Here is a 26208-nt window from a genome sequence, read left to right on the forward strand (position 1 = left end):
CATTTATATTATATTCTAAAACAAAAAAAGCTCATCAACAATGTTGATGAGCTTTCTAATAAAAACTGGCGGCGACCTACTCTCCCGCGTTAGCAGTACCATCGGCGCTAGAGGGCTTAACTTCTGTGTTCGGAATGGGAACAGGTGAGCCCCTCTGCTAAAACCACCCTAAATAAGGTATATAGCTGTAGGCAGTAGGCTATAAGCTCTAGGCTTACAGCGTAAAGCATACTGCTTTTTATCGGTAATATACATCACAAAGGCAAAACCTTTAGCGCACTTATAAGAACTTGTCTTTAAATATTAATTTTAAGATTATAGCAACCAATAGGCTATAAATCTACGGGTAATTAGTACTACTCGGCTATGACATTACTGCCTTTACACCTATAGCCTATCAACGTGGTCATCTCCCACGACCCTTAAAAGATGTCTAATCTTGCGGCGAGTTTCGCACTTATATGCTTTCAGTGCTTATCTCATCCAAACATAGCTACTCAGCGGTGCACCTGGCGGTACAACTGATACACCAGAGGTTTGTTCAACACGGTCCTCTCGTACTAGAGTCAACTCCGCGCAAACATCTAACGCCCGCAATAGATAGAGACCGAACTGTCTCACGACGTTCTGAACCCAGCTCGCGTGCCACTTTAATGGGCGAACAGCCCAACCCTTGGGACCTTCTCCAGCCCCAGGATGTGACGAGCCGACATCGAGGTGCCGAACCTCCCCGTCGATGTGAGCTCTTGGGGGAGACTAGCCTGTTATCCCCGGAGTACCTTTTATCCTATGAGCGATGGCCCTTCCATACGGAACCACCGGATCACTATGTCCTGCTTTCGCACCTGATCGACTTGTTGGTCTCACAGTCAAGCACCCTTATGCCATTACACTCTACGCACGGTTACCAAGCGTGCTGAGGGTACCTTTGAAAGCCTCCGTTACTCTTTTGGAGGCGACCACCCCAGTCAAACTACCCACCACGCAATGTCCTTCTAAAAGAAGTTAGGCTCCAAGTAAGTAAAGGGTGGTATTTCAACGTTGACTCCACAAACACTAGCGTGCCTGCTTCATAGTCTCCCACCTATCCTACACATTACTTACTCAAAGTCAATACGAAGTTATAGTAAAGGTTCACAGGGTCTTTTCGTCCCATTGCGGGTAATCGGCATCTTCACCGATACTACAATTTCACCGAGCTCGTGGCTGAGACAGTGCCCAGATCGTTACACCATTCGTGCAGGTCGGAACTTACCCGACAAGGAATTTCGCTACCTTAGGACCGTTATAGTTACGGCCGCCGTTTACTGGGGCTTCAGTTAATGCCTTCGAGTTACCTCTAAGCACCTTCCTTAACCTTCCAGCACCGGGCAGGTGTCAGACCCTATACAGCATCTTTCGATTTAGCAGAGTCCTGTGTTTTTGATAAACAGTCGCCTGGGCCTCTTCACTGCGGCCACCATTGCTGATGGCGTCTCTTCTTCCGAAGTTACGAGACTATTTTGCCTAGTTCCTTAGCCACGACTCACTCGAGCACCTTAGGATTCTCTCCTCGACTACCTGTGTCGGTTTTGGTACGGGTTGCTTCACTTCGGCTTTTCTTGGAACCGCTTTCCCTACAGCAGCTTCGCCCGAAGGCTAGGCCTTGACTATTCCGTCAGTCTCCAGTAAGTACGGCAATCCGTCCCCTTTTTAGTGTGAGCAAGTATGGGAATATTAACCCATTGTCCATCCACTTCCCCTTTCGGGTGCGCGTTAGGTCCCGACTAACCCTCAGCTGATTAGCATGGCTGAGGAAACCTTAGTCTTTCGGTGAGGGGGTTTCTCGCCCCCTTTATCGTTACTTATGCCTACATTTTCTTTTCTATCCGCTCCACAAAGCCTCACGACTCTGCTTCAGCGCAAATAGAATGCTCTCCTACCGATTATTAAATAATCCCATAGCTTCGGTACTATACTTATGCCCGATTATTATCCATGCCGGACCGCTCGACTAGTGAGCTGTTACGCACTCTTTAAATGAATGGCTGCTTCCAAGCCAACATCCTAGCTGTCAATGCAGTCCAACCGCGTTGTTTCAACTTAGTATAGATTTAGGGACCTTAGCTGTTGGTCCGGGTTCTTTCCCTCTCGGACATGGACCTTAGCACCCATGCCCTCACTGCCGTAAAACATTTATTAGCATTCGGAGTTTGTCAGGAATTGGTAGGATTTGACTCCCCCGCATCCAATCAGTAGCTCTACCTCTAATAAACTTATATACGACGCTGCACCTAAATGCATTTCGGAGAGTACGAGCTATCTCCCAGTTTGATTGGCCTTTCACCCCTACCCACAAGTCATCCCAAGACTTTTCAACGTCAACGGGTTCGGTCCTCCACTTTGTGTTACCAAAGCTTCAACCTGCCCATGGGTAGATCACAAGGTTTCGCGTCTAATCCTACTAACTAACCGCCCTATTCAGACTCGCTTTCGCTCCGGCTCCGGACCTGAAGTCCTTAACCTCGCTAGTAAAATTAACTCGTAGGCTCATTATGCAAAAGGCACGCCGTCACTGGACTTGCCAGCTCCGACCGCTTGTAGGCGTACGGTTTCAGGTTCTATTTCACCCTTCTATTCGAAGTGCTTTTCACCTTTCCTTCACAGTACTTGTTCACTATCGGTCTTTCAGGAGTATTTAGCCTTGGAGGATGGTCCCCCCATATTCAGACAGGATTTCACGTGTCCCGCCCTACTCATTTATCACTTAAATATGCCTTTCATATACCGGGCTATCACCGTCTATGGCTGTTCTTTCCAGAACATTCTATTAAACATATAAAAGCTTTTGGGCTAATCCGCTTTCGCTCGCCACTACTTACGGAATCTCTTCGATTTCTTTTCCTCCGGGTACTTAGATGTTTCAGTTCTCCGGGTTTGCTCCTCTTGCGAGGTGACATGTCTTCAACATGCCGGGTTGCCCCATTCGGACATCTCGGGATCAATTCGTGTGTGCCAATCCCCCGAGCTTTTCGCAGCTTACCACGTCCTTCGTCGCCTCTGAAAGCCTAGGCATCCGCCATACGCCCTTAACGATTTCTTTCCTATTTTTAGGTTACTCAAGCACTTATAAGTGCTCGGTTTTCTCTTTGTGATGTCTTTACCGTTAATGTCAATGATCTTTTGTCTTATTTATCCTCTGATGAACAGATATTGTTTTTGGCTCTATCCGTAACTTTTAAATCAAATTCAAAATACTGTGGAGAATAAGGGAGTCGAACCCTTGACCTCCTGCGTGCAAGGCAGGCGCTCTAGCCAGCTGAGCTAATTCCCCCTCTAGGTGCTGTACGCTATATGCTATATGCTTTAAGCTAAATGCTTACTGCCTATCGCTTAACAGCTTACCGCTTTAATTAGTAGTCTCGGGCAGGCTCGAACTGCCGACCTCTACATTATCAGTGTAGCGCTCTAACCAGCTGAGCTACGAGACTGTCTTTTTAGACTTATAGATTCAAGATCCTAGATACAAGACTTTCTTTCGTCTTGATTCTTGGCTCTCGGCTCTTGTATCTCTTCCCTGTACTAATTTCTAGTGGGTATATTTTAATATTTACAACCGAGTAAAAAAAACCAAAGCTATGCTTTGTTTAAGGTAAGTGTCATATAAATGACTTATTTGTTTTACGTTCTTCAACGCTCTAAAATGAGATGTTCCAGCCGCACCTTCCGGTACGGCTACCTTGTTACGACTTAGCCCTAGTTACTTGTTTTACCCTAGGCAGCTCCTGTTACGGTCACCGACTTCAGGTACCCCAAACTTCCATGGCTTGACGGGCGGTGTGTACAAGGCCCGGGAACGTATTCACCGCGCCATGGCTGATGCGCGATTACTAGCGATTCCAGCTTCATAGAGTCGAGTTGCAGACTCCAATCCGAACTGAGATAGGCTTTCGAGATTTGCATCACATCGCTGTGTAGCTGCCCTCTGTACCTACCATTGTAGCACGTGTGTGGCCCAAGGCGTAAGGGCCGTGATGATTTGACGTCATCCCCACCTTCCTCTCTACTTGCGTAGGCAGTCTCACTAGAGTCCTCAACTAAATGTTAGCAACTAGTGACAGGGGTTGCGCTCGTTGCAGGACTTAACCTAACACCTCACGGCACGAGCTGACGACAACCATGCAGCACCTTGAAAATTGTCCGAAGAAAAGTCTATTTCTAAACCTGTCAATTCCCATTTAAGCCTTGGTAAGGTTCCTCGCGTATCATCGAATTAAACCACATGCTCCACCGCTTGTGCGGGCCCCCGTCAATTCCTTTGAGTTTCATTCTTGCGAACGTACTCCCCAGGTGGATTACTTATCACTTTCGCTTAGTCTCTGAAGATAAATCCCCAAAAACGAGTAATCATCGTTTACGGCGTGGACTACCAGGGTATCTAATCCTGTTCGCTACCCACGCTTTCGTCCATCAGCGTCAGTTAAAACATAGTGACCTGCCTTCGCAATTGGTGTTCTAAGTAATATCTATGCATTTCACCGCTACACTACTTATTCCAGCCACTTCTACTTTACTCAAGACTTGCAGTATCAATGGCAGTTCGACAGTTGAGCTGCCGGATTTCACCACTGACTTACAAGCCCGCCTACGGACCCTTTAAACCCAATAAATCCGGATAACGCTTGCACCCTCCGTATTACCGCGGCTGCTGGCACGGAGTTAGCCGGTGCTTATTCATATAGTACCTTCAGCTACTCTCACGAGAGTAGGTTTATCCCTATATAAAAGAAGTTTACAATCCATAGAACCGTCGTCCTTCACGCGGGATGGCTGGATCAGGCGCTAACCCATTGTCCAATATTCCTCACTGCTGCCTCCCGTAGGAGTCTGGTCCGTGTCTCAGTACCAGTGTGGGGGATCACCCTCTCAGGCCCCCTAAAGATCATCGGCTTGGTAGGCCGTTACCCTACCAACTACCTAATCTTGCGCGTGCCCATCCTTATCCGATAAATCTTTCAATATAAACTGAGGCCAGTCAATATATTATAGAGTATTAATCCGAATTTCTCCGGGCTATCCTCTTGATAAGGGCAGGTTGCACACGTGTTACGCACCCGTACGCCGCTCTCAAAATCCCGAAAGATTTCTACCGCTCAGCTTGCATGTGTTAGGCCTCCCGCTAGCGTTCATCCTGAGCCAGGATCAAACTCTCCATTGTATGTTTGTTTGTCCTTAAACTCTAACTCAATTTAAAATTGACGCTTTGGTTTTTTTCCTTACTTGGTTGTTATATTTATGTCAATGAACTTCGTTCTTTTCGCATAAATCAGCATACTGTTTTCTGTCATCTTTCAGCCGATTTGCGAGTGCAAAAGTAAAAACTTTTTCCAAACTGACCAAATGTTTTTGAAAGTTTTTTTAAAATTTTTTTCAAAAACCTATAATCAATCTATTAATTTATTTCTATCCCTCTTCTGCGCTGCAAAACACTTCTGATTTGCGAGTGCAAAAGTAGAGGCTTTTTTATTATCACACAAACTTATCGGAACTTATTTTTTAATTATATCCTAACTTGCTTGTTTTCAAGTTCGTTTTTTTTTAGAATCAAGAACCGAAAACAAAGAATAAACATGAAACAATGGTATAAAAGGATTTAATGAACAATTGAACGGTTGAACGGTTGAACGGTTGAACGGTTGAACAATTGTACGATTAAACGATTAAACAATTCAACAATTATACAGCTTAACAATTGAACGTTTTTAAAAATTTTAAATTCATAGAAGTCCTTATCATTCATAATCTACAAATCTCTCCCATCGCAATAGGGATGGAAGCGGCATCCTTGCCGAGCGCAGCGAGGCGACCGTCTTCGAAAGGCGAAGCCTTGAGAAGATAGACGTCCGAGCGAAGCAAGCAAGATACAGCGAACAGCCCGGCCGCCGAAAAGAATTAGAAAAGGAGGCGGATTGCCAGGAAAAAGAAAAACTATATTCTTCCTTGTTGTTTTAGCTTCCAATATCTTAAAAGTCCAGAAACCGACATCCAAGAAGGATTAGCGTATTCATAAACTTGAATTTCATCGGCAGATAAACCTTTTTCCTGAAGTTGTTGTTTGGTATAAGCCATAAATTTTGGAACAATTTCCTCAGCTGGAACATTCTCATCAAAATAAGGTTGAATCCAATTTGCCCAATCGTCCAAAATTAATCTAAGTTCATGGGTAAGTTGCTTAACGTTTTCTTGTCGACCGAAATGCGTCAAATAAAAAGCTTCGGCGTTTTCAGCATCCAATTTATCCAAAGAAGATTTCCATAATTCTATATTGATATCTGGCGGCGGACAAGGCGGAACAACAGGATGATTCCCGATTTTAACACCACCAACATCTCCCGTGAATATAACATTTCCTAATTTATAAGAATTGTGATGAACAGCGTGTCCAGGTGTATAAATGGTTTTAAACTCATGCTCACCAATTTTAATGATATCGTTATCATCCACTTTTACAAGCAGGTTTTCTGGAATGGGTTTCATCTCACCCCAAAGTCGATCCATATCGTCTCCATAAATCATTTTTGCGGAGTTCCAAAGTTTTTCTGGGTTCAGCATATGTGGATAACCGATAGGATGAACGTAAATTTTCGCTCCAAGTTCTGCAAACTTCCAAGCTGCACCAGCATGATCAAAGTGAATATGCGTTAACAAAACGTGTTTTATATCTTCAATTTTGAAACCTGCATTTTCGATAGCAGATTTTAAATGAAGAAAGGTAGATTCTGGACCAGATTCAATAAGCAGCAAACCATCCTTACTTGGAATTAAAAAGGAACCTATCGCATGTGGTGTATCTTGAAATTGTAAATCAAGGATTTTGATTTCGGACATAATTGAGATTTTTTTGAACAAGACAATTTACAATAAAAAAGCCATCTACAAAATCTTGCAGAGGGCTGAATTTATATTTTCAAGAAAAATTATTTCTTTTTCGTGGTTGTCGTTTTTTTAGCTGCTGGCTTTTTTGCGGCAGCTTTTTTAGCAGGAGCTTTTTTCTTTTCTTCAAAAGCTTTTGGATCTTGTTCTTTAATCCATGCTTTTACAGTTTCCAAATCAATTTCTTTAAGCTCTTCGGCGTCGTATTTTTCGCCATCGGCTCTTTTCGGAATTTTAAGATTGGTTTTTCCGAATTTAATAAATGGTCCCCAACGTCCGTTTTCAAGAGCGATTTTCTCTTTTTCCCATTGTTGAATATAACGGTTGGCTTCTTTTTCAAGTTTAGCTTCTATTAATTCAACAATATCGTTTTGAGAAAGATTATTGAAATCATATTTCTTAGGAACATTAATGAAAATGGATTGGTATTTGATAAATGGACCAAATCTTCCCGTTCCTTTGGTTACAGGTTCTCCTTTATAACTCGCAATTGGCGCATCGGCTTTTTGCTTTTCTCTAATAATTTCTTCGGCACGCTCCTGATTTACAGATAGTGGATCTTCACCTTTTGGAATTGAAATATAAGTTTCGCCCCATTTCACGTAAGGCCCAAAACGTCCAACACCGATAGTTACACCTTGACCTTCAAAATCATTAAGATCAAAAGGAAGTTTGAACAATTCCAAAGCCTCTTCTAAAGTAATGGTTGCGATATTTTGACCACTCATCAATGAGGCGAAAATTGGTTTTTCTTCATCTTCCACTTCACCAATTTGAATCATCGCTCCAAAACGGCCAATTCTTGCGTGAACATTTTTACCCGATTTAGGATCAATTCCTAACAAACGGTCTCCAGTAGCGCGTTCTGCATGTTCTTCAACATCTTCAATTCTCGGATGGAAAACACCGTAGAAATCTGTCATTAAGTTTTTCCATTCTTTTCCGCCATTGGCAACATCATCAAATTCTTGCTCCACTCTTGCTGTAAAACCAAAATCTAGGATTTCTGCAAAATTAGACGTCAGGAAATCATTCACCACTTCACCAATATCTGTAGGAACGAATTTATTTTTATCGCCACCGAATTTTTCGTCAAGAACTTCTTTTTTAATATTTCCTTTCGCTAAAGAAATACGTACAACTTCTCTAGTTTGTGGCTCTATCTCACGCTTGTCAACATATTCACGATTCTGAATCGTTTGTATAGTTGGTGCATAAGTAGAAGGACGACCGATGCCCAATTCCTCCAGTTTTCTTACCAAACCCGCTTCCGTGTATCTTGCAGAAGGTCTTGTAAATTTCTCCGAAGCAACAATTGATTTATACTCTAAAACTTCACCAACTTTTACTTTTGGAAGCAGTTTTTCGTTGTTTTCTTCGTCATCATCCTCCGTTTTTACAATGCCGTAAGCTTTTAAGAAACCATCAAAAATAATAACTTCTCCTTGAGCTTCAAAATGTTGTGGCAAACTTGGATTTCCGATTTCGATAACCGTTTTCTCAATTTTAGCATTCGCCATCTGAGAGGCTAAAGTTCTACGGTAAATCAATTGATATAATTTATTAAGCTGTGCATCGCCAATACTTTTCACAGAAAAATCTGTTGGACGAATAGCTTCGTGAGCTTCCTGTGCAGAAGCAGATTTTGTAGTATAATTTCTTGGAGAAGAATATTCTTTTCCGTATTCTGATAGAATTTGAGATTTAGCGCCTTCGATAGCTTCTTGAGATAAATTCACGGAGTCGGTTCTCATATAGGTTATAAAACCTTCTTCGTAAAGTCGTTGCGCTAAACGCATGGTTGTGGTTACATTATAACCCAATCTTGAAGACGCTTCCTGCTGAAGTGTAGATGTTGTAAAAGGTGCCGAAGCCGAACGCGTACCTGGTTTTGTTTCTACATTTAGAACTTTAAACTCGGTGTTTTTTGCTTGTTCTAAAAATTGTTCTGCTTCAGATTCTTTAGCGAAATCTTTTTTAAGTCTTGCTGCAATATCCTGTTTTGAATCATTCAAAAAAACAGCATCTACTTTGAAACTCGCCGTTGGAGTAAAATTTCGGATTTCCTTTTCTCTTTCCACAACAAGTCTTACGGCAACCGATTGTACTCTACCCGCAGAAAGTCCTGGTTTTACTTTTTTCCAAAGAACGGGTGACATTTCGAAACCTACAATTCTATCCAAAACACGTCTTGCTTGTTGTGCATCGACTAAATTTTGATCGATATCGCGTGGATTTTCAATAGCTTTTAAAATTGCATTCTTGGTAATTTCATGAAAAACAATTCTTTTTCTGTTTTCGGGCTTCAATTTTAATTCTTGAGCCAAATGCCATGCAATAGCTTCTCCTTCGCGGTCTTCATCGGAAGCCAACCAAACCATTTCGGCTTTTTTAACTGCGGCTTTCAGTTCTGTTACCAATTTCTTTTTATCGGCAGAAACTTCGTAATCTGGCGTAAAATTACTCAAATCTATCCCCATCCCTTTTTTAGGCAAATCCCTTATGTGACCGAAGCTAGATTTAACTTCGAAATCTTTCCCCAGATATTTCTGGATGGTTTTTGCTTTTGCAGGTGACTCTACGATAACTAGATTTTTGGACATTCTGAAATTTTCTGCAAAAGTAGAGGTTTTTTTTTAAAATGAAATTTATTGCATCAAATCATTTTATGAATCAGCTCAAGAGGAACAAAAAACAATCTGTAAAACAAGCCTTCGCAGGTGAAGCCTTTTCCGGACATTTCTACTCTATATATTAATGATATAAGAATTATTAGCACACTTATTATATGGGTTTTGTTCAACTGAATCGGAGTATATTCCCAAATAGATTTTGTGGTCTTTTGAAACATTGGAAAAAGGATAATTAAAAACATCATGTGGATGTACATCCATCTACCCCAGTCGATTGCTAAAACAAATAGTGGCAACGAAAACAAAAAGGTACCGAGTAGTAAATAGGATAAAATCTTCTTAAAGTTTTCGACTTTTAAATAAAATAAAATATGGAAAACACTAATAGCAAAACTTAAAAAATACCATCGATAATCATCAAAAGCATTTTTGATATAGTCTCTTTCGTTGATATCCCAAAAGAAAATACCACGCGTCATAACAACGTCACGCTCTTTGAGAATCACCAAAGACTGTCCTTCGTTGATATTTCCGCCAAACACGACAATCAGAATTGCGGGAACAAAAACTGCAACAAAAAATTTAAAATAGCGTCTATATTCAAATTTACCTTCCTTTAGATACAAGGCCATTACAAAATAAGGAACAAAGAACAAGGTAACTTCATGCAAAAACATGGTCACAAATAATCCCAATGTTATCAGCCACTCTTTAGGTCGTGTTAATCTATTGTTAATTAAGAAATAAACCAGAAAAGAAAACAAAAGAAAGACAATAAATTCTTTTTTTCCGGCATAATCAACAGTGTTAAAGAGCCCAACAAAGCCGACCGATGATAACATCAGCGATATATATGGCAAGTCGATTTTCTTATGTTTTATAATTTTAAAATAATTAAAAAAGAATAAGAAAATGATAACAAACTGAAATCCAAAAACGATAAAGTTTAGTTTTAACCCTGTAATATCTTGGATCAAAAAAAAGAAACTTCCGGATAATCCACGTCTTTTGAAACCGCCATCTTGATAGTTAATCAACCAATCTCCGAGAATATAACCATCGAATTTAGCATTATGAAACCACGTAAAAACCAAAGTATAAAGTGCCGTCGCTAGCGTAATAATATAGGCTAACGCTTTGAGATTTATTTTTTCTAAAGCTTTTTCCAGTTTCATTAACTTTAAGGAAGGATCCAGTTTTTATAGGTATCAATTGTAAATCGCCCTTTAATAATATTATTAAAAGTCGAGAAAACGAAAAAGTTGAACACCACCAGAAATAAAATAAACAAATGGATTAATCTTTTAGTCCCCTCATTAACAACATACATCGCATTTGGGATAAGAATGTAAGCAAATCCCACAAATACACCTGCTAATCTAGACGAGAAAATCGGATTATTTCTGAATATAAAATAGAAACAAATTCCGATTACAGCATAATTCCGATGGTATTCGTAATAAGGATATTTCTTTTTCATCGGCGTGTCAAAAACAAACAAAAAGAAGGTAATAATAAGCATCATGGCTTCTGGAATTCCAAAACCTCCTCTTTGGCGGACAATCTCTTCATTCATATAACCATTAAAACCTACAACCATGGAAATATCCGTTGTCATAGAATCTAGCCAACTTCCAAAAATTCTGTACACTTCAAAAGGCGAAGCAATAATGGATGCGATAATTAATAATATCATCCACATTTTGTTGAGCGGAATTCTTGCCACCCAATACATTGGCAATAGAATATAACAAACATTGTGTATGCCTCCAGCAATATGAATGAATAGCAAGTACATCCAAACTCTACGTTCTTTGATATATCGAATCGCAAAATAAGCGATGAAAGAACCTAAATTTTGTCGCATTTGACCACTTTCTCCAATAAAATATCCTGGAATAAATAGTAATAGTAACAACGTGAAAGGATAAACGGTATTTTCCTCCACAAATTTATTTTTGAAGGTAATAGCCAATATCGCAACGACAAAGGTCAACATATAAAATGGTGCCTTAAATCCTACTATTATTTTGTTAATCAAAACATAACCCCATTCCAACTCAACAGGCGTGGGCGGATCCAAGGTCAAAGCTTTAAGAAAAATACTCCAATAGTCTTTTGAAGCAGACCAATAGTAAATCCCCATATAACTTCCATAATCGGCACCTACATTATTTCTAAAACCTGCTAATACAATAAGATAAGCACCAAAATAATACAGATATTTTCGATTAACTTTTCCAGCATAGACTTCATGAAAACTAAAAATTATCATGATAATCAGCGCTACGATAAAATACGGATGCAGAATACTCATATCTTATACGGATAGTTTTAGATCGGTTTTAGAACTAGATGCTAAGCAAATGGCAGCTACGAAAATCGGCAAAAATAGTCTTGTTTCCCAAAACAAACCTACCAACACAATCATTAAAAAATAAGGCAAAGATAAAATCAAAAACCGATTAAAAATATCTTTCCGACTTTTATCCACAACTAATTTCCTAAGAATCCCTATCCCAATTATACCGAACAATAATCCCAGCAAATTAAATGGACTTGTGAAATTCTGTCTCAGATACACACCTTCAAAGAAAGTTGTTTCTTGTTGTATAATAACTGTTCTTAACAAAATATAAGGAATGATAAAGGCCAAAACTAAAATGATAAGATTGGTAAAATCCTTTGTTTTTAAAGATTTTAAACTTTTAAAATCGATAAATAAAGCACCGAAAAACGCAATATTAAGACAGGCTGTTTCCCGAACAAAGGTTGAAATAAAAATAACAAAAGCCGTTAAAAAAACATAATTTAACTTTCTTGATTCCTGATGTTTTAAACTAAAAAAAATACCCATCAAAAAAAACATCAACGCGATAGAATCGCCATTTGTAGGAACATATTGCGTCATGCAAACCAACAATACACCAACCAAAAACAACAACAAATTCTTCTGATTGGAAAAACCTAAATTCTTACTCAGTAGATTAATAACCCGTTCAAAAAGAACAAATGAAACACCAAAGAATATCGCATTAGTAAGGAAAATACTATGATAATACACCGTCCCGCTTTTCAGCAAAATAGGTTTTAGCATCAATAGATAATTTTCAATAATATAATGGAGGCCGTTGTTCATCTCAACACTGACATAGTTGGGAATAATGCGATAAGCATAGACCGACGAAAAAATAAAATCGGGCGGTTCTTCCAGATATTTTATTTTGACGTAAGATGACTCAAAGCCATAATAGGTCATGAAAAGCAAAAGAAAAGGAAAGACAATCACTATCAAAAAATAATTCAGGCTTCCTTTCAGTAGATCAGGCATGGGGATTTTGTGTTTTTAACTTTTGCAAAATAATTATATATTTTGACATTAATGCAAATGTAAAAGTTTTTTTAGTCTTAGGAAAAATATACAAAAATAAACTGCCAACACTCCTAATATAAAAATACCTATTAAACAAAGTAAAATTTTAGGATTGAGAATAATTTAATGATAAAATCTACCAACGTGCTAAAAATTAGATTTTTTATTTCAAAAGCTTTCAACATTCAGCAATATTCAATATTATTGTTAATAATTTAATAATTATAGACTATCAACATCAAATCACCACTTTGTACATGTCAAAATTTATATTTTTAGTAAAGAAAAGCATTTATATCGGCATGCTTTTCATTTCTGCATCATTATTTTCTCAAGACAAAGTGGCTGTTCTTACCGACAGCCTACTCCAAAGTAAAGATCCCCAAAAAAATGTTGAACTGAGCCTTAAAATTGCTGACCAACTCAAATTTAAAAATTTTGAAAGAGCCAAATATTACATCAACCTGTCCAAAGACAACACCCAAAAAATTGATACCGACGAGGCCTGGATCAACTTTTATAAAAAATCAGGGAAAATTTATTTTGATGTTGACGCGCTCGATCTCTTTGGAGAATCTCTTCTCAAACAATACGAATATTATAAAAATACCACACACGAGCGGCGCTATAAGCTAGAAAACCAACTTGCTATTTTGTACGCAAGACTCAACGACAAAGATTTGGCATTGTATTATTTCAATAAACTTTGGGAACATTATAAGAAACAGAAAAACTACCCAATGATGGCACAGACGAAAACCAATATTGGAAATCTGCATCTTAATTATGACTTTCCCAAAAAAGCTTTATCCTACTTCGAAGAAGCTTTGGTGTATTTAGAAAAAAGCCAGGACAAAAGTTTAGAACAAGAACTCTTAACCAACATTGGCAGAACATATACCAAGCTCTCCCAAAATGAAAAAGCACTTGATTTTCTTACAAAAGCAAAATCAAAAACCAACGATACAACAGATAAAGAAACACAAAGCTGGATAAGCCAAAACATTGCCGATGTCTATATCCAAATGAAAAATGCCGACCAAGCTATTCTCTATGCGCGCCACGCCGAAAAACTAGACAACACCCAGAATACTTTTTCACAAAGAGATCTTTTAGAAACACTTTACAAAGCTTATCTTCTTAAAAAGAATTACAAAACCGCCTCGGAATATTTTGTAAAATATGACAATGCCAGGAAAAACCTCAACATAGAATCGAAAGCTGTGAATGTTGAAAAAATAAAGATTGATTACAACAATAAAATAAAAAACCAAGAACTAGAAATCGCCAACAACAAAAAACGCTCATCACTCATCATTGCCATTTGCAGTCTTGTAATATTATTGCTCATCTTTTTCATCATTATTATTAAATACAAAAACAAATTGCTAAAAGCAAAACTAGACAACCAACTGAAAGAATATAAAGAAACACAACTGAAACAAGAACTCGAAATCCGAAATAAAGAACTGACCATAAAAACCATTAAAGAAACAGAGCAAAAAGAACTTTATCAATTTCTGATGAACGACCTCAAAAAAATACAATCCGACGCTGTAAAAACCGACGTAAAAAACACTTTAAACCATGTCATTAAAACAATGACACAAAACGACGCCTATAATAATTGGGAAGAATTTGAACTTAGATTTTCTAATGTATATGAATCTTTTTATAAAAAACTAGACGCATTACATCCTAATCTCAGCGCACTAGACAAAAGAATTTGCGCACTCATAAAACTTAACCTTTCTACCAAAGAAATTGCAAATATTACCAAATCTTCTATTCGATCAATAGAAAATATCCGAACCAGATTGAGAAAAAAAATAGGATTAACCAATAGCAAAACCGATCTCAACAAATATTTGTTAGAATTATAAACACCATACAAAACCCTGATTTACAACAAAGTAAAACCAAATGAGTATATAATGAGTACTCACAAATCTCGAGTTGAGCATATATAACGCACCATAAAGTTTGCCCGAATTTTTCATAATCCTAAAATTTGCCGAACAATCATTAAAATTTTAAACATGAAAAAAATCGCTCTTTTAGGCTTGCTCTTTCTCTCACAATTGAGCTTCTCTCAAAAAGCCCAAAACTTTGAAAGCAAAATCACCTTTCAAAAAACAAATCCAGAAGGTTGTCTCAATTTTTATTATGGCCCTTTCCCCGAAGAAACTTTCACCCCAGAATGTCGAGGAAGAGAAGAACAAATCTTCACAGCCTCGCGCTACAACACGTACTCCAACGTCAATGTTAGCGCAGGAGTAGCCTACACTTTCATTACATATTCCGAATACAACAGTGTAAAAAAGGCTTTCATAACAATTTCCAACGAAGAAGGAACCGAAGTCTATGCTTCAGGAACAGACAGAATAACTTGGACCTCAACAAAAGATGAAGTTGTAAGATTTTATGTGCACCCAGATAATCAATGTGGAGATTCTGACGAAAGCGTGAAAAAATATATCCTCTGCGGCGCTGTTCCTCCAGAACCCACATACGGTTGCGACCAATCTTACAATGGCCCGTTCTGGGTCGCGTGCTCGGTAAGCGGAGAAGCTGGATACTTAACAGCTGATGACTTTTTTGTCCCGAAAGATTCTGAGGCTTTCAAATTAAACTCTTTAAAATTTCTTTTGGTGCCTTTAGCCGGAACAGAAGATTTTCTAAAATATAAAATCGAAATCCGAAAAGACAACAATAATTCTCCAGGTGATGTGATAATAGCCTACGACAATCCCGATGTAGAAGTTATACAAAACACAGAAGAAATTATGGGATTCCCAACTTATTGGGCTAATGTCACAATCCCTAACAATGGACTAGAACTTCCTGTAAACCAACAAGAAAACACCAGATATTGGGTAACTATACAAGTTTGGTCCAAGTCCAACAATAACATTGGAATCCTAAATTTCCACCGAATCAACGGATGGCTTACCTCTCCAACTTTTCAAAGTCTGGACGATAGAGCAACATGGATTACCACAACTTGGCAAGAAGATCCAGGCTTAGAAAGCATTTGGTCTTTTGATGCGGATTGTAGCTTGATGGCTGTCGACGACGCCAATGCTGACAAAATCACATTTTATCCAAATCCTGTAAAACACATCCTGAATATTTCTTCTACAAAATCAATTAAAGAAGTCAATATCCTTAGTTATACAGGACAAAAACTGATGACCATTAAAGATGTGAAAAACAATCAAATCAACATTTCTTCTTTAACATCAGGAAATTATTTAGTAAACATTAAACTGGAAAGCGGAAGTATCAAAACTTTCAAAATACAAAAAAAATAAAATCATTTACAGAAGAATTTTAAAGGCGACTAGGCAACTAAGTCGTCTTTTGTTTTCAGAAATACTAACATCGTTTTTTTCTAAATCTCAATATCATTTACTTTAATTTTTCCTATAAAAACAAAACCAGAGCTAGTCTCTCTCCTTTTAAAATTTCTATTCCCAGCTTATAGATTTTTAAATATTTTAATTTCTCAGCACATTTTTATATTTAGGTGCAACAATTCTCAGCATACATCTCACAATTTTCTCCTATATTTTCACTAAATTCGCAAACTTAATCATTTAGTATAAAAGAACTTGAGACTAAGAAAATGAGTCAATTTAAAGAATATAAAAACCTCAATCTCACCCAAGTTGCAGAAAATATCGCTGCCAATTGGAAAGATAACGATACATTCAAAAAATCTGTGGAAATCCGCCAAGGGCATCCAGAATTTGTATTTTATGAAGGACCGCCTTCTGCAAATGGATTACCAGGAATTCACCACGTTATGGCGAGAGCAATTAAGGATATTTTTTGTCGTTTTCAAACTCAAAACGGGAAACAAGTTTTCCGTAAAGCAGGTTGGGACACACACGGACTTCCCGTAGAATTGGGCGTTGAAAAAGAACTAGACATCACCAAAGAAGATATCGGCAGAAAAATTACGATTGAAGATTACAACAAAGCCTGTCGCGAAGCGGTAATGCGCTACACCGATGTGTGGAATGACCTTACCGAAAAAATTGGTTATTGGGTAGATCTTGAAGATCCGTACATCACCTACAAACCAAAATACATGGAAACAGTTTGGTGGTTATTGAAACAATTGCACAACAAAGAACTTTTGTACAAAGGTTACACCATTCAGCCGTATTCGCCAAAAGCGGGAACAGGTTTATCTTCTCACGAATTGAACCAACCCGGAACTTATCGTGATGTTTCGGATACGACGATTGTTGCTCAGTTTAAAGTAAAAAATCTTTCTGAAAAAACCGCTTCTAAAATTGCTGGCATTTCAAAAATTGAAAGTTGCGATATTGCCGAAAACACTTGCGGAGGCGCTTTACATTGGGCTGAATTCGATAATGAAAAACAAGCACCTATCTACATTTTAGCTTGGACGACAACGCCTTGGACTTTACCTTCCAACACGGCGTTAACGGTTGGTCCAAAAATCGATTATGTTTTAGTAAAAACTTTCAATCAATATACTTTTGAACCGATTAATATTATCTTGGCGAAAGCTTTGGTAACAAAACAATTCGGGAAAAAATTTGTGGAAGGAACCGATGAAGATTTTGCGAATTACACTTCAGAATCCAAAACCATTCCTTATCAAATTTTAGCAGAATTTAAAGGTTCAGATTTGGTGGGAACAACTTATGAACAGCTTGTTCCTTGGTTTTTACCTGCTGAAAATCCTGAAGAAGCTTTCCGTGTAATTCCTGGAGATTTCGTAACGACGGAAGACGGAACAGGAATTGTACACACGGCGCCAACTTTTGGTGCAGATGATGCGAAAGTAGCTAAAGATGCTGGCGTTCCGCCAATGTTGGTGAAAGACGAGCACGACAATTTAGTTCCTTTGGTGGATTTGCAAGGAAAATTCATTCATGGAGCAAATGTTCCTGAAGTTTTCGCTGGAAAATATATTAAAAACGAATATTACGACGAAGGAAAAGCACCAGAAAAATCTTGGGATGTTCATTTGGCGATTCAGCTGAAAGAAGAAAACAGAGCTTTCAAGGTGGAAAAATACGTTCACTCCTATCCGCATTGCTGGAGAACCGACAAACCGGTTTTATATTATCCTTTGGATTCTTGGTTTGTGAAAATGTCTCAAGTGAAAAACCGTTTGGTAGAGCTGAACGAAACCATCAATTGGAAACCAAAATCTACTGGAGAAGGGCGTTTTGCGAATTGGTTAGAAAACGTAAACGATTGGAATCTTTCCCGTTCAAGATATTGGGGAATTCCGTTGCCAATTTGGCGTACCGACCCTTCCACAAGCTCAGGACAGGTTGAAGAAAAAGTTATTGGTTCTGTTGAAGAATTATACAACGAAATCGAAAAATCTATTGCTGCAGGACAAATGCACGAAAATCCGTTCAAAGGATTTGAAATCGGGAATATGTCCGAAGAAAATTATGACTTAATCGATCTTCATAAAAATGTGGTGGATAAAATTGTCTTGGTTTCCGATTCTGGAAAACCAATGAAGCGTGAAAGCGACTTGATCGACGTTTGGTTCGATTCGGGCTCTATGCCTTACGCACAGCTGCATTATCCGTTTGAAAACAAAGAATTAATCGACGATAAAAAAGCATATCCTGCGGATTTCATTGCGGAAGGCGTTGACCAAACTCGTGGGTGGTTCTATACGCTTCATGCGATTGCGACGACGGTTTTCGATTCTGTGGCGTACAAAAATGTGGTTTCTAACGGTTTGGTTTTGGACAAAAATGGCCAAAAAATGTCTAAACGTCTCGGAAATGCGGTCGATCCTTTCGAAACGCTTTCTGTGTACGGTCCAGACGCTACGCGTTGGTATATGATTTCAAATGCGAATCCTTGGGAAAACTTGAAATTTGATATTGAAGGAATTGATGAAGTTCGTAGAAAATTCTTCGGAACGCTTTACAACACCTATTCTTTCTTCGCTTTGTACGCGAATGTTGACGGTTTCAACTATTCAGAAGCGGAAGTTAAAAACAGACCAGAAATCGACAGATGGATTTTATCTGAATTGAATCTTCTCATTAAAGATGTAAAAGCATTCTACGAAGATTATGAACCAACGAAAGTGGCAAGAGCCATCAATACTTTTGTGAACGATAATTTGTCAAACTGGTACGTTCGACTTTGTCGCCGAAGATTTTGGAAAGGCGATTACAGCGAAGATAAAATTTCGGCTTACCAAACTTTATACACTTGTTTGGAAACAGTGGCGAAACTTTCCGCTCCAATTGCGCCATTCTTCATGGATCAGTTGTATCAGGATTTGAACGCTATTACCGGAAAAAACAATGCAAATTCAATTCACTTAACAGACTTCCCAGTTGCAGATGAAAGCTTAATCGATACCGATTTGGTGGAAAAAACGCATTTGGCTCAAAATATTACGTCGATGGTTTTCTCATTGAGAAAAAAGGAAAACGTAAAAGTTCGTCAACCGCTTCAAAAAGTGATGATTCCTGTTTTGGATAAGAAAACCGAGGAGCAAATTTTAGCGGTTTCGGAACTCATTAAGCAAGAAGTAAACGTAAAAGAACTTCAATTGATTAACGCTGAAGAAGCTTCACATCTCATTGTGAAACAAATCAAGCCGAATTTCAAAGCTTTAGGTTCTAAGCTTGGAAAAGACATGAAAACTGTCGCTGGAGCAATTTCTCAATTAAGTTCAGAGCAAATTACCCAGTTGGAAAAAGACGGAAAAATGACGATTGCAGGTTATGAAATCGGAATTGAAGATGTTGAAATTTCCACCAAAGACATTCCGGGTTGGACAGTGGCAAGCGACGGAAAAACAACTGTGGCATTAGATTTGACGCTAACGGAAGAATTAAAATCCGAAGGAGTTGCCAGAGAATTCATCAATAGAATTCAGAATCTTAGAAAAGAAAAAGATTTCGAATTAACGGATAAAATCTCAATTGGTTTAGAAAACAACAATCCTTTCGCAGAGGACATCAATAAAAATAAAAATTATATCACGGCAGAAGTTTTGGCAGAAGAAATTGCGATTGTAGAAAGCCTTGATAGTTTTGATGAAATCGAAATAGAAGAAGTGACATTTAAAGTAAAAGTTAAGAAAGCTTAAATAAAAATTAAAATTTGTTGATTTTTTTTCATCATCATATCGATTTTTTTTTCTTATCTTTAAATTTATATATCAAATCAAACAATAAACATAGTTATGAATACAGCAGAAGAAAAGTTGCGTTATAGTGATGCCGAGTTGCAGGAATTTAGAGAATTAATCCAAGAAAAAATCAATAAAGCCGAAAAAGACTTATTACTTATAAAAGAGAGTTTTATCAATGACCAAAACAATGGTACAGACGACACTTCACCAACCTTTAAGGCTTTTGAAGAAGGTGCTGAAACCTTGAGCAAAGAGCAAAATGCTTTGTTGGCTGGGCGTCAAGAAAAATTTATTCGTGATCTAAAAAATGCATTGATCAGAATACAAAACAAAACCTACGGCATCTGTCGTGTTACAGGAAAGTTAATCTCAAAAGAAAGGCTGAAAGCTGTACCACACGCCACATTAAGCATTGAAGCTAAAAATATGCAACGATAAAATTAAAATCTATATTATGTAAATTGTACAGCCTACAATTTTCAATAACCAATCAAAAGGTTTACAAAAATTTGTAAACCTTTTTTTGAATATAAGTTATGACAATAGTTAGCATCATTCTCATTATTATCGTTATTTTTGCCTTTGTTTTTAGAAAGAAAATAACATCGACGGTTTCGTCTCAGGAAGAAAAATATATCAGTATTGACGATAGGTTCAACGAGAGAAAACGAGAACGCGAAAAAGAAATCGACCAACTTCTCAGCAAAATGGGAAAAAACGGCATCGATGATTTGAGTTCTAAAGACCGAAAAAGATTAGAAGAATTGTCCAAAAATTAAATTAAAATTATGGAATCTATTATTGTACATACAAAAAATACAACAGAATTGGCCGCACTGAAAAGTGTGCTAAAAGATATGAATATCGAGTTCGAAAAATTTCATACCAGAAACCATTTTCACAACAAAAAAACGATTACAAAAATCAATGATAAAACGTCGGAAAAAATTAATCGACCGTCAAAACCTAAAGGCTTATAATGAAGAAGATTGCTTTAATAACGTTTTTAATTTTATTAATTGATCAAGCGTCAAAAATCTATATTAAAACCCATTTTCATCTTGGTGAAAGCGTTGAAGTTTTCGGTCTTAGCTGGTTCCGATTAACATTTGTTGAAAATCCAGGCATGGCGTACGGACTACATTTTGGCGGACTTTGGGGCAAATATATTTTGATTATTCTGAGAGTTGCTCTCGCCATCGGTATGGTGGTGCTTTTCAAAAAATGGTTAAAAGAAGGTGCTTCCAATTACCTCATCATCCCGATGGCGATGATCTTTGCTGGCGCGCTTGGAAATGTTATCGATGGCATGTTCTACGGAATGATTTTCGATTCTGGAACCATGTATGAAGAAAGCATTGGACGTTGGATCGATTATGATGGTATTTCCCAGTTGACACCTTTGGGACAAGGTTATTCGCAGTTTATGCGTGGTTGCGTGGTTGACATGCTACATTTCCCTTTGGTTGATACAACTTGGCCAGATTGGGTTCCTATTTTTGGAGGAAAACATATTGAGTTTTTCAAGTATATTTTTAATGTTGCGGATTCTGCAATTACGGTAGGCGCTTTATTCTTGTATATTTTCAGAAAAAAAGCATTCCCTAATGGTTTAGATTTTTAGATTAAAACCTTGACAAGCCAGAAATAAATATTATTTTTAAAATTCAATAAAAAACTCGCGAATTTTAGAAATGAAAATATTCAAAAAAATATTGATAATTGGACTGATACTCGCAGTAGTGTCAGCCTTTTTTGTTTGGGGTAGCAATTTTAAAATAGAAAAGGATACCAAGGATTTTGTAACATCCGATCTCTCAAAAATTCCTAATGAAAAAGTAGGTTTGGTTTTGGGCACTGGAAAAACATTAGCCAATGGAACACCCAACTTGTACTTTACTTATAGGATGGATGCTGCGGCAGAATTATACCACGCTGGAAAAATCAAATATCTTATTGTAAGTGGCGACAACTCTCGAAAAAATTACAATGAACCCGAAGATATGAAGCTTGCACTTATTGAAAAAGGAATTCCTGAACATCACATTTTTGAGGATTTTGCAGGATTCCGCACATTAGATTCGGTGGTACGCGCAAAGGAGATTTTCGGTCAGTCTTCTTACATTATCATTTCGCAGCGTTTCCATAACGAGCGTGCTGTATTTTTAGCGCAACAAAACGGCATCGACGCTTTTGGCTATAATGCAAAAGATGTCAATAGAGCTGCTGGCTTCAAAACCAATCTACGAGAGAAGTTTGCAAGAGCCAAAGTTTATTTGGATTTATGGTTTGGTATAGAGCCGAAATTTGGTGGCGAAAAGATTTCGATTTTTTAATTCTATTTAAAAAAAAATCTTTTTTTACTTTAAAATTACATTCTGTTTATAAAAAAAGAAAACCGTCGCAATGACGGTTTTCTCTTTCATTAACCTAACTTAATATAGAAATTACTCTTTTACAAATTTGATGCTTTCTGTTACACCATTCTTTGTTACTTTAAGAATGTATGCACCTTTCGCTAATTGAGAAACGTTCAGCTTATTATCTTTAATTGTTTTTGTTGCTAGAACTTTTTGACCTGCAAAATTGTAAACTTCAAGATTTTCCAATTTGTCTGCATTGGTAATATTCAATACGTCAACAACAGGGTTTGGATAGATTGCAGATTTTGAAACTTTAACATTATTTGTGGCTAATGCTGAGTCTGGTAATTTGATTACGAAACCTAAATTTTCATCATTTTTAGTCCCAATTCCTACGATATATTTTCCGTTTGGCGACATACCTAATGGTAATGAAAATGTCATTCCTTCGGCATCGACTCCTAGACTTTGTACATAATCATTAAGATCAACAACTCCATTTTCTTTAGTCCAGATAAATCCGTTTCCAGAAAATGCGCTTTGTCCCCAAGGTCTATAGAAACCTAGCACTTTTTTTCCATCGTCTGTAACAGCAATAGAGCCACCAATATACATTGGGTCTTCGTGTGGTAATTCTAGATAACCGTCTGTCTCTTTCCAGATATAGGGCCAGTCATAGTTGGCACCAATCATGGTTTTACCATCTGGCGTTACAGCGAAGATTTCTCCAACATTTTCGCCATCGTTATTTTTCAATAAATGTTGCACGCCATTTTTCCAATAAGCACCAAAACGATCAAAATCGTCATCTTGACATCCTACGATAATTGTCCCATCATCATTAATTCCGTTAGCTCTAGAACTCGTTTCTGGAAAAGTACTTCCCAAATCAACAAGGCCACCTTCTTGTGTCCATTTAACAGCGTGAGCTTCCATGTCGCTAACAAATCCAAGTCCTACAACAGTAGAGCCATCGCTAGTCATTCCCCACGCTGACACCTCTTGTCCGGGAACTAGTGCGCCTAGGTATTTCCATTGTCCTGTTTCAACGTTACAGAGCGCCATTTCTTCTACCATTGTGTTAGTGTTGGTCACGGTACCAGAGATGAATTTTCCATCGATTGTTACATTTGTCGTCCCACCTATTTGCGCTCCACTTGCTGGCTCGCCAATTACAACTGTACCTCCAGCCTCTCTCCACATAATATGACTGCCGTACATTATATTTCCAACAGCTACGCCATTGTTAGATACGTCTGTCATAAATCCCATATCTACCGTTTCATAAACTTGAGATTTTGCTAATCCTAAACTACAAATTACAAGTGCTGCTGTGTAAATTTTCTTCATAATAATAATTAATTGCTCACTAAACATAGTGTAAAAATTGTAGAAACAAAGCATATATGATTTTGGATATTCGAGAAAAAAGAAAATTTTATTTTACAAAAAACTCATTGTCAAATAATTACAAATTATAACATTTTAAAACCAACAAGATTTATTTTTAGTAAAATCTTCAATAGATGAAAAAACGTAAAATTTTGTAGATGATGACCAAGCTGCTTTACATCTTACTTATTTTTCCACTAATGCTTTTATCGCAGAGTATTAGCGATGATTCTTTGTTGAAACGCGCTCATGCGGTAATGTATGACAGTCCCGAAGAAACGATAAAAATTACAAAAGGTCTAACAAAAAAAACAAAAAGCAGCGAAAAAACAGCCCATTATTATATGTTGCTGTCCAATGCCTATATTGCTAAACGCGACATCGATAGCTCGTTATATTATATTAACCAGACCAGCAACCTCATCAACAATTCGGATATAAAAATAGCTACAAAAGTTAGAATTCTCAATCATATTGCGGTACAATATCAGCAAATGGAATTGTATGACAAAGCTTTGGAAACGCTGGATCGTTCTCAGGAATTATGCAACCAAATTCCGGCTGGTCGATACCATCGAAATTATTATTGGGAATTTATCAATATTGTGCGAGGCATGGTTTATCGTGCCCAGTCCAATCCAGAGATGGCTTTAGAAAAATTCAAATCTGCTTTAAAATATTACAAAACTATACCTGCCGACAAAAGCCTTCTGGCCAACATGAGCGTCATCGCTTACAATATTGGGAATTGTTATTTAGATCTCAAACAATTTGGTCCAGCAGAAATTTATTTTAACGAGTCAACAGACTACGCCAAAAAAGCGCAAAGTAAAAGCTTAGAATCTTTCGCTTACAAAGGTATGGCTGAAAAATTCTATCTCATTCACCAATACGACAAATCTTTAGAACTCCTAAAAAAAGCTGAAGATTTGGCGATTCCTGTTGGCGATTTAACACTCAAAGAAGGCATCTACAAGCTAATGTCCGATAATTATTTAGTATTAAATGATTGGCAAGATTACCAAACTTACAATCAAAAATACCAAGAAGTTCGACAAACAAAAGAAGCGTCTGAGTTGAAGTCGCTCAACCGCTACATCAATCTTCACAGTGATGAAATTTCGAAAAAAAAGGAAGAAACTTCAAAGCGTTTTGGTATTTATCAAATTATCTTAGTTGCTACAAGTCTTATTCTGTTGTTGTTTTTAATTAACCTGATAAAAAAAACGCGACAAATCAATAAGTATCAGCAAGAAAAAATTTCTGAATTTTTAAATACTGACCGCGAAACAAAAATCTAAAAAGCATCATTCTAAAAGTCTTGTGTAATGCTGATTCTTTCGTAATTTTGTAACAAATCAAAATAATGTCAAGAATTTTAACAGGTATACAAGCTACAGGAACTCCACATTTGGGAAATCTTTTAGGAGCGATTATTCCCGCAATCGAATTGTCAAAAAAAGAAGAAAACGAATCTTTTTTATTTATTGCTAATCTCCACACGTTAACATTGATAAAAGATGCGGAAACCTTACGACAAAACACTTACGAGATTGCAGCGGCCTGGCTGGCTTGTGGCTTGGACACAGAGAAAACTTTTTTCTACAGACAAAGCGACATTCCTGAAACTTGTGAATTAACTTGGTATCTTGATTGTTTCTTTCCTTTCCAAAGACTACAATTGGCCCATTCTTTCAAAGATAAATCGGATAGGCTTGCAGATGTTAACGTAGGACTTTTCAATTATCCGATTTTGATGGCGGCTGATATTTTATTGTACGATGCAGAGATTGTTCCTGTTGGGAAAGATCAGCTTCAGCATTTAGAAATTACAAGAGATGTCGCAGAAAAATTCAACCGTCAAATGGGTGATGTCTTGACTTTACCATCAGCAGAACTACAAAAAGACACCATGTATGTTCCCGGTACCGATGGTCGAAAAATGTCAAAATCTATTGGAAACATCATCAATGTTTTTGCACCTCAAAAAGAACTAAAAAAACAAATAATGTCTATCGAAACTGATTCTAAATCTTTGGAAGAACCAAAAGATCCAGAAACCGACAAAGTATTTGCAATATATCAATTGATTGCTACACCAGAACAAACTGAAGAATTAAGAGCCAAATATTTGGCGGGAAATTTTGGTTATGGTCATGCAAAAACAGAATTGCTAAATCTTATCTTAAATCGTTTTGAAAAAGAAAGAGAACTTTTCGATTATTATATGACGCATCTCGACGAATTGGAAGCCAAGCTCCAAGAAGGTGCAGCCAAAACAAAACCTATTGCGCAAGCGACATTAGCAAAAGTGAGACAAAGCCTCGGCTTTTAACAACAGAAGCGACTCGTTTGAGTCGCTTCTGTTGT

Annotated in this window: 16 protein-coding genes, 2 tRNA genes and 3 rRNA genes; 10 read left to right on the forward strand and 11 right to left on the reverse strand. The window is 37.5% G+C overall.

Annotation, left to right across the window (positions count from 1 at the left end; all coding sequences use genetic code 11):
- Positions 1-63: 63 nt before the first annotated feature.
- From rrf to G6R40_RS09080, 10 genes are all read right to left on the reverse strand, one after another.
- Positions 64-171, reverse strand: a 5S ribosomal RNA gene (rrf, locus tag G6R40_RS09035).
- 159 nt (positions 172-330) lie between these two features.
- Positions 331-3082 (reverse strand): 23S ribosomal RNA (locus G6R40_RS09040).
- Between the two features lie 157 nt (positions 3083-3239).
- A tRNA-Ala gene (locus tag G6R40_RS09045) sits at positions 3240-3313 on the reverse strand.
- Positions 3314-3396: 83 nt separating this feature from the next.
- Positions 3397-3470: transfer RNA gene (locus tag G6R40_RS09050), tRNA-Ile, on the reverse strand.
- 210 nt (positions 3471-3680) lie between these two features.
- A 16S ribosomal RNA gene (locus tag G6R40_RS09055) occupies positions 3681-5197 on the reverse strand.
- Together the 16S, 23S and 5S rRNA genes with 2 tRNA genes alongside form the textbook arrangement of a ribosomal RNA operon.
- A 770-nt stretch (positions 5198-5967) precedes the next feature.
- Positions 5968-6867, reverse strand: coding sequence for an MBL fold metallo-hydrolase (locus G6R40_RS09060; RefSeq protein WP_165134289.1), 900 nt, complete (start codon positions 6865-6867; stop codon positions 5968-5970).
- 89 nt (positions 6868-6956) lie between these two features.
- On the reverse strand, positions 6957-9515 hold the full coding sequence (topA, locus tag G6R40_RS09065) for a type I DNA topoisomerase (RefSeq protein ID WP_165134292.1): 2559 nt from the start codon (positions 9513-9515) through the stop codon (positions 6957-6959).
- 53 nt (positions 9516-9568) lie between these two features.
- Positions 9569-10720 (reverse strand): hypothetical protein, encoded by a 1152-nt coding sequence (locus G6R40_RS09070; protein ID WP_165134295.1) that lies wholly within the window; start codon positions 10718-10720, stop codon positions 9569-9571.
- Positions 10721-10725: 5 nt separating this feature from the next.
- On the reverse strand, positions 10726-11862 hold the full coding sequence (locus G6R40_RS09075) for an EpsG family protein (RefSeq protein ID WP_165134298.1): 1137 nt from the start codon (positions 11860-11862) through the stop codon (positions 10726-10728).
- A gap of 3 nt (positions 11863-11865) precedes the next feature.
- Entirely contained in the window at positions 11866-12876 is a 1011-nt protein-coding gene (locus tag G6R40_RS09080; RefSeq protein ID WP_165134301.1) for a hypothetical protein, read from the reverse strand.
- A gap of 299 nt (positions 12877-13175) precedes the next feature.
- Between G6R40_RS09080 and G6R40_RS09085 the strand changes: the two genes are divergently transcribed.
- The 8 genes from G6R40_RS09085 to G6R40_RS09120 all read left to right on the forward strand — a co-directional run bounded on the left by G6R40_RS09085 (position 13176) and on the right by G6R40_RS09120 (position 22419).
- Positions 13176-14801, forward strand: a complete 1626-nt coding sequence (locus G6R40_RS09085) for a tetratricopeptide repeat protein (RefSeq protein ID WP_165134304.1) — start codon at positions 13176-13178, stop codon at positions 14799-14801.
- Between the two features lie 156 nt (positions 14802-14957).
- Positions 14958-16232: a T9SS type A sorting domain-containing protein gene (locus G6R40_RS09090; RefSeq protein WP_165134307.1), complete on the forward strand. Its 1275-nt coding sequence runs from the start codon at positions 14958-14960 to the stop codon at positions 16230-16232.
- Positions 16233-16546: 314 nt separating this feature from the next.
- Positions 16547-20038 carry an isoleucine--tRNA ligase gene (gene ileS, locus G6R40_RS09095; RefSeq protein WP_165134310.1) on the forward strand — a complete coding sequence of 1164 codons (3492 nt, stop codon included), beginning with the start codon at positions 16547-16549 and terminating at the stop codon, positions 20036-20038.
- 96 nt (positions 20039-20134) lie between these two features.
- Positions 20135-20521 (forward strand): TraR/DksA family transcriptional regulator, encoded by a 387-nt coding sequence (locus G6R40_RS09100; protein ID WP_165134313.1) that lies wholly within the window; start codon positions 20135-20137, stop codon positions 20519-20521.
- A gap of 98 nt (positions 20522-20619) precedes the next feature.
- Complete coding sequence (locus G6R40_RS15185) at positions 20620-20862, forward strand: DUF6576 domain-containing protein (RefSeq protein ID WP_228455830.1); 243 nt, start codon at positions 20620-20622, stop codon at positions 20860-20862.
- A gap of 9 nt (positions 20863-20871) precedes the next feature.
- On the forward strand, positions 20872-21063 hold the full coding sequence (locus tag G6R40_RS09110) for a DUF2683 family protein (protein WP_165134316.1): 192 nt from the start codon (positions 20872-20874) through the stop codon (positions 21061-21063).
- Positions 21063-21707 carry a lipoprotein signal peptidase gene (locus G6R40_RS09115; RefSeq protein WP_165134319.1) on the forward strand — a complete coding sequence of 215 codons (645 nt, stop codon included), beginning with the start codon at positions 21063-21065 and terminating at the stop codon, positions 21705-21707. Before G6R40_RS09110 ends, G6R40_RS09115 begins: the two co-directional genes overlap by 1 nt.
- Positions 21708-21777: 70 nt before the next feature.
- The gene (locus tag G6R40_RS09120) at positions 21778-22419 is read left to right on the forward strand and encodes a vancomycin high temperature exclusion protein (protein ID WP_165134322.1); all 642 of its coding nucleotides are present in this window, start codon (positions 21778-21780) and stop codon (positions 22417-22419) included.
- 111 nt (positions 22420-22530) lie between these two features.
- Here the strand turns inward: G6R40_RS09120 and G6R40_RS09125 are convergent, their stop codons facing one another.
- Complete coding sequence (locus tag G6R40_RS09125; RefSeq protein WP_165134325.1) at positions 22531-23796, reverse strand: T9SS type A sorting domain-containing protein; 1266 nt, start codon at positions 23794-23796, stop codon at positions 22531-22533.
- 200 nt (positions 23797-23996) lie between these two features.
- On the opposite strand from G6R40_RS09125, the gene G6R40_RS09130 reads away from it, so the two are divergent.
- Together G6R40_RS09130 and trpS are read left to right on the forward strand one after the other, a co-directional pair.
- The gene (locus tag G6R40_RS09130; protein WP_165134328.1) at positions 23997-25139 is read left to right on the forward strand and encodes a tetratricopeptide repeat protein; all 1143 of its coding nucleotides are present in this window, start codon (positions 23997-23999) and stop codon (positions 25137-25139) included.
- 65 nt (positions 25140-25204) lie between these two features.
- Positions 25205-26173 carry a tryptophan--tRNA ligase gene (gene trpS / locus G6R40_RS09135; protein WP_165134331.1) on the forward strand — a complete coding sequence of 323 codons (969 nt, stop codon included), beginning with the start codon at positions 25205-25207 and terminating at the stop codon, positions 26171-26173.
- Positions 26174-26208: the final 35 nt, after the last annotated feature.

The organism is Chryseobacterium sp. POL2, assembly GCF_011058315.1.
Lineage (GTDB): Bacteria > Bacteroidota > Bacteroidia > Flavobacteriales > Weeksellaceae > Soonwooa.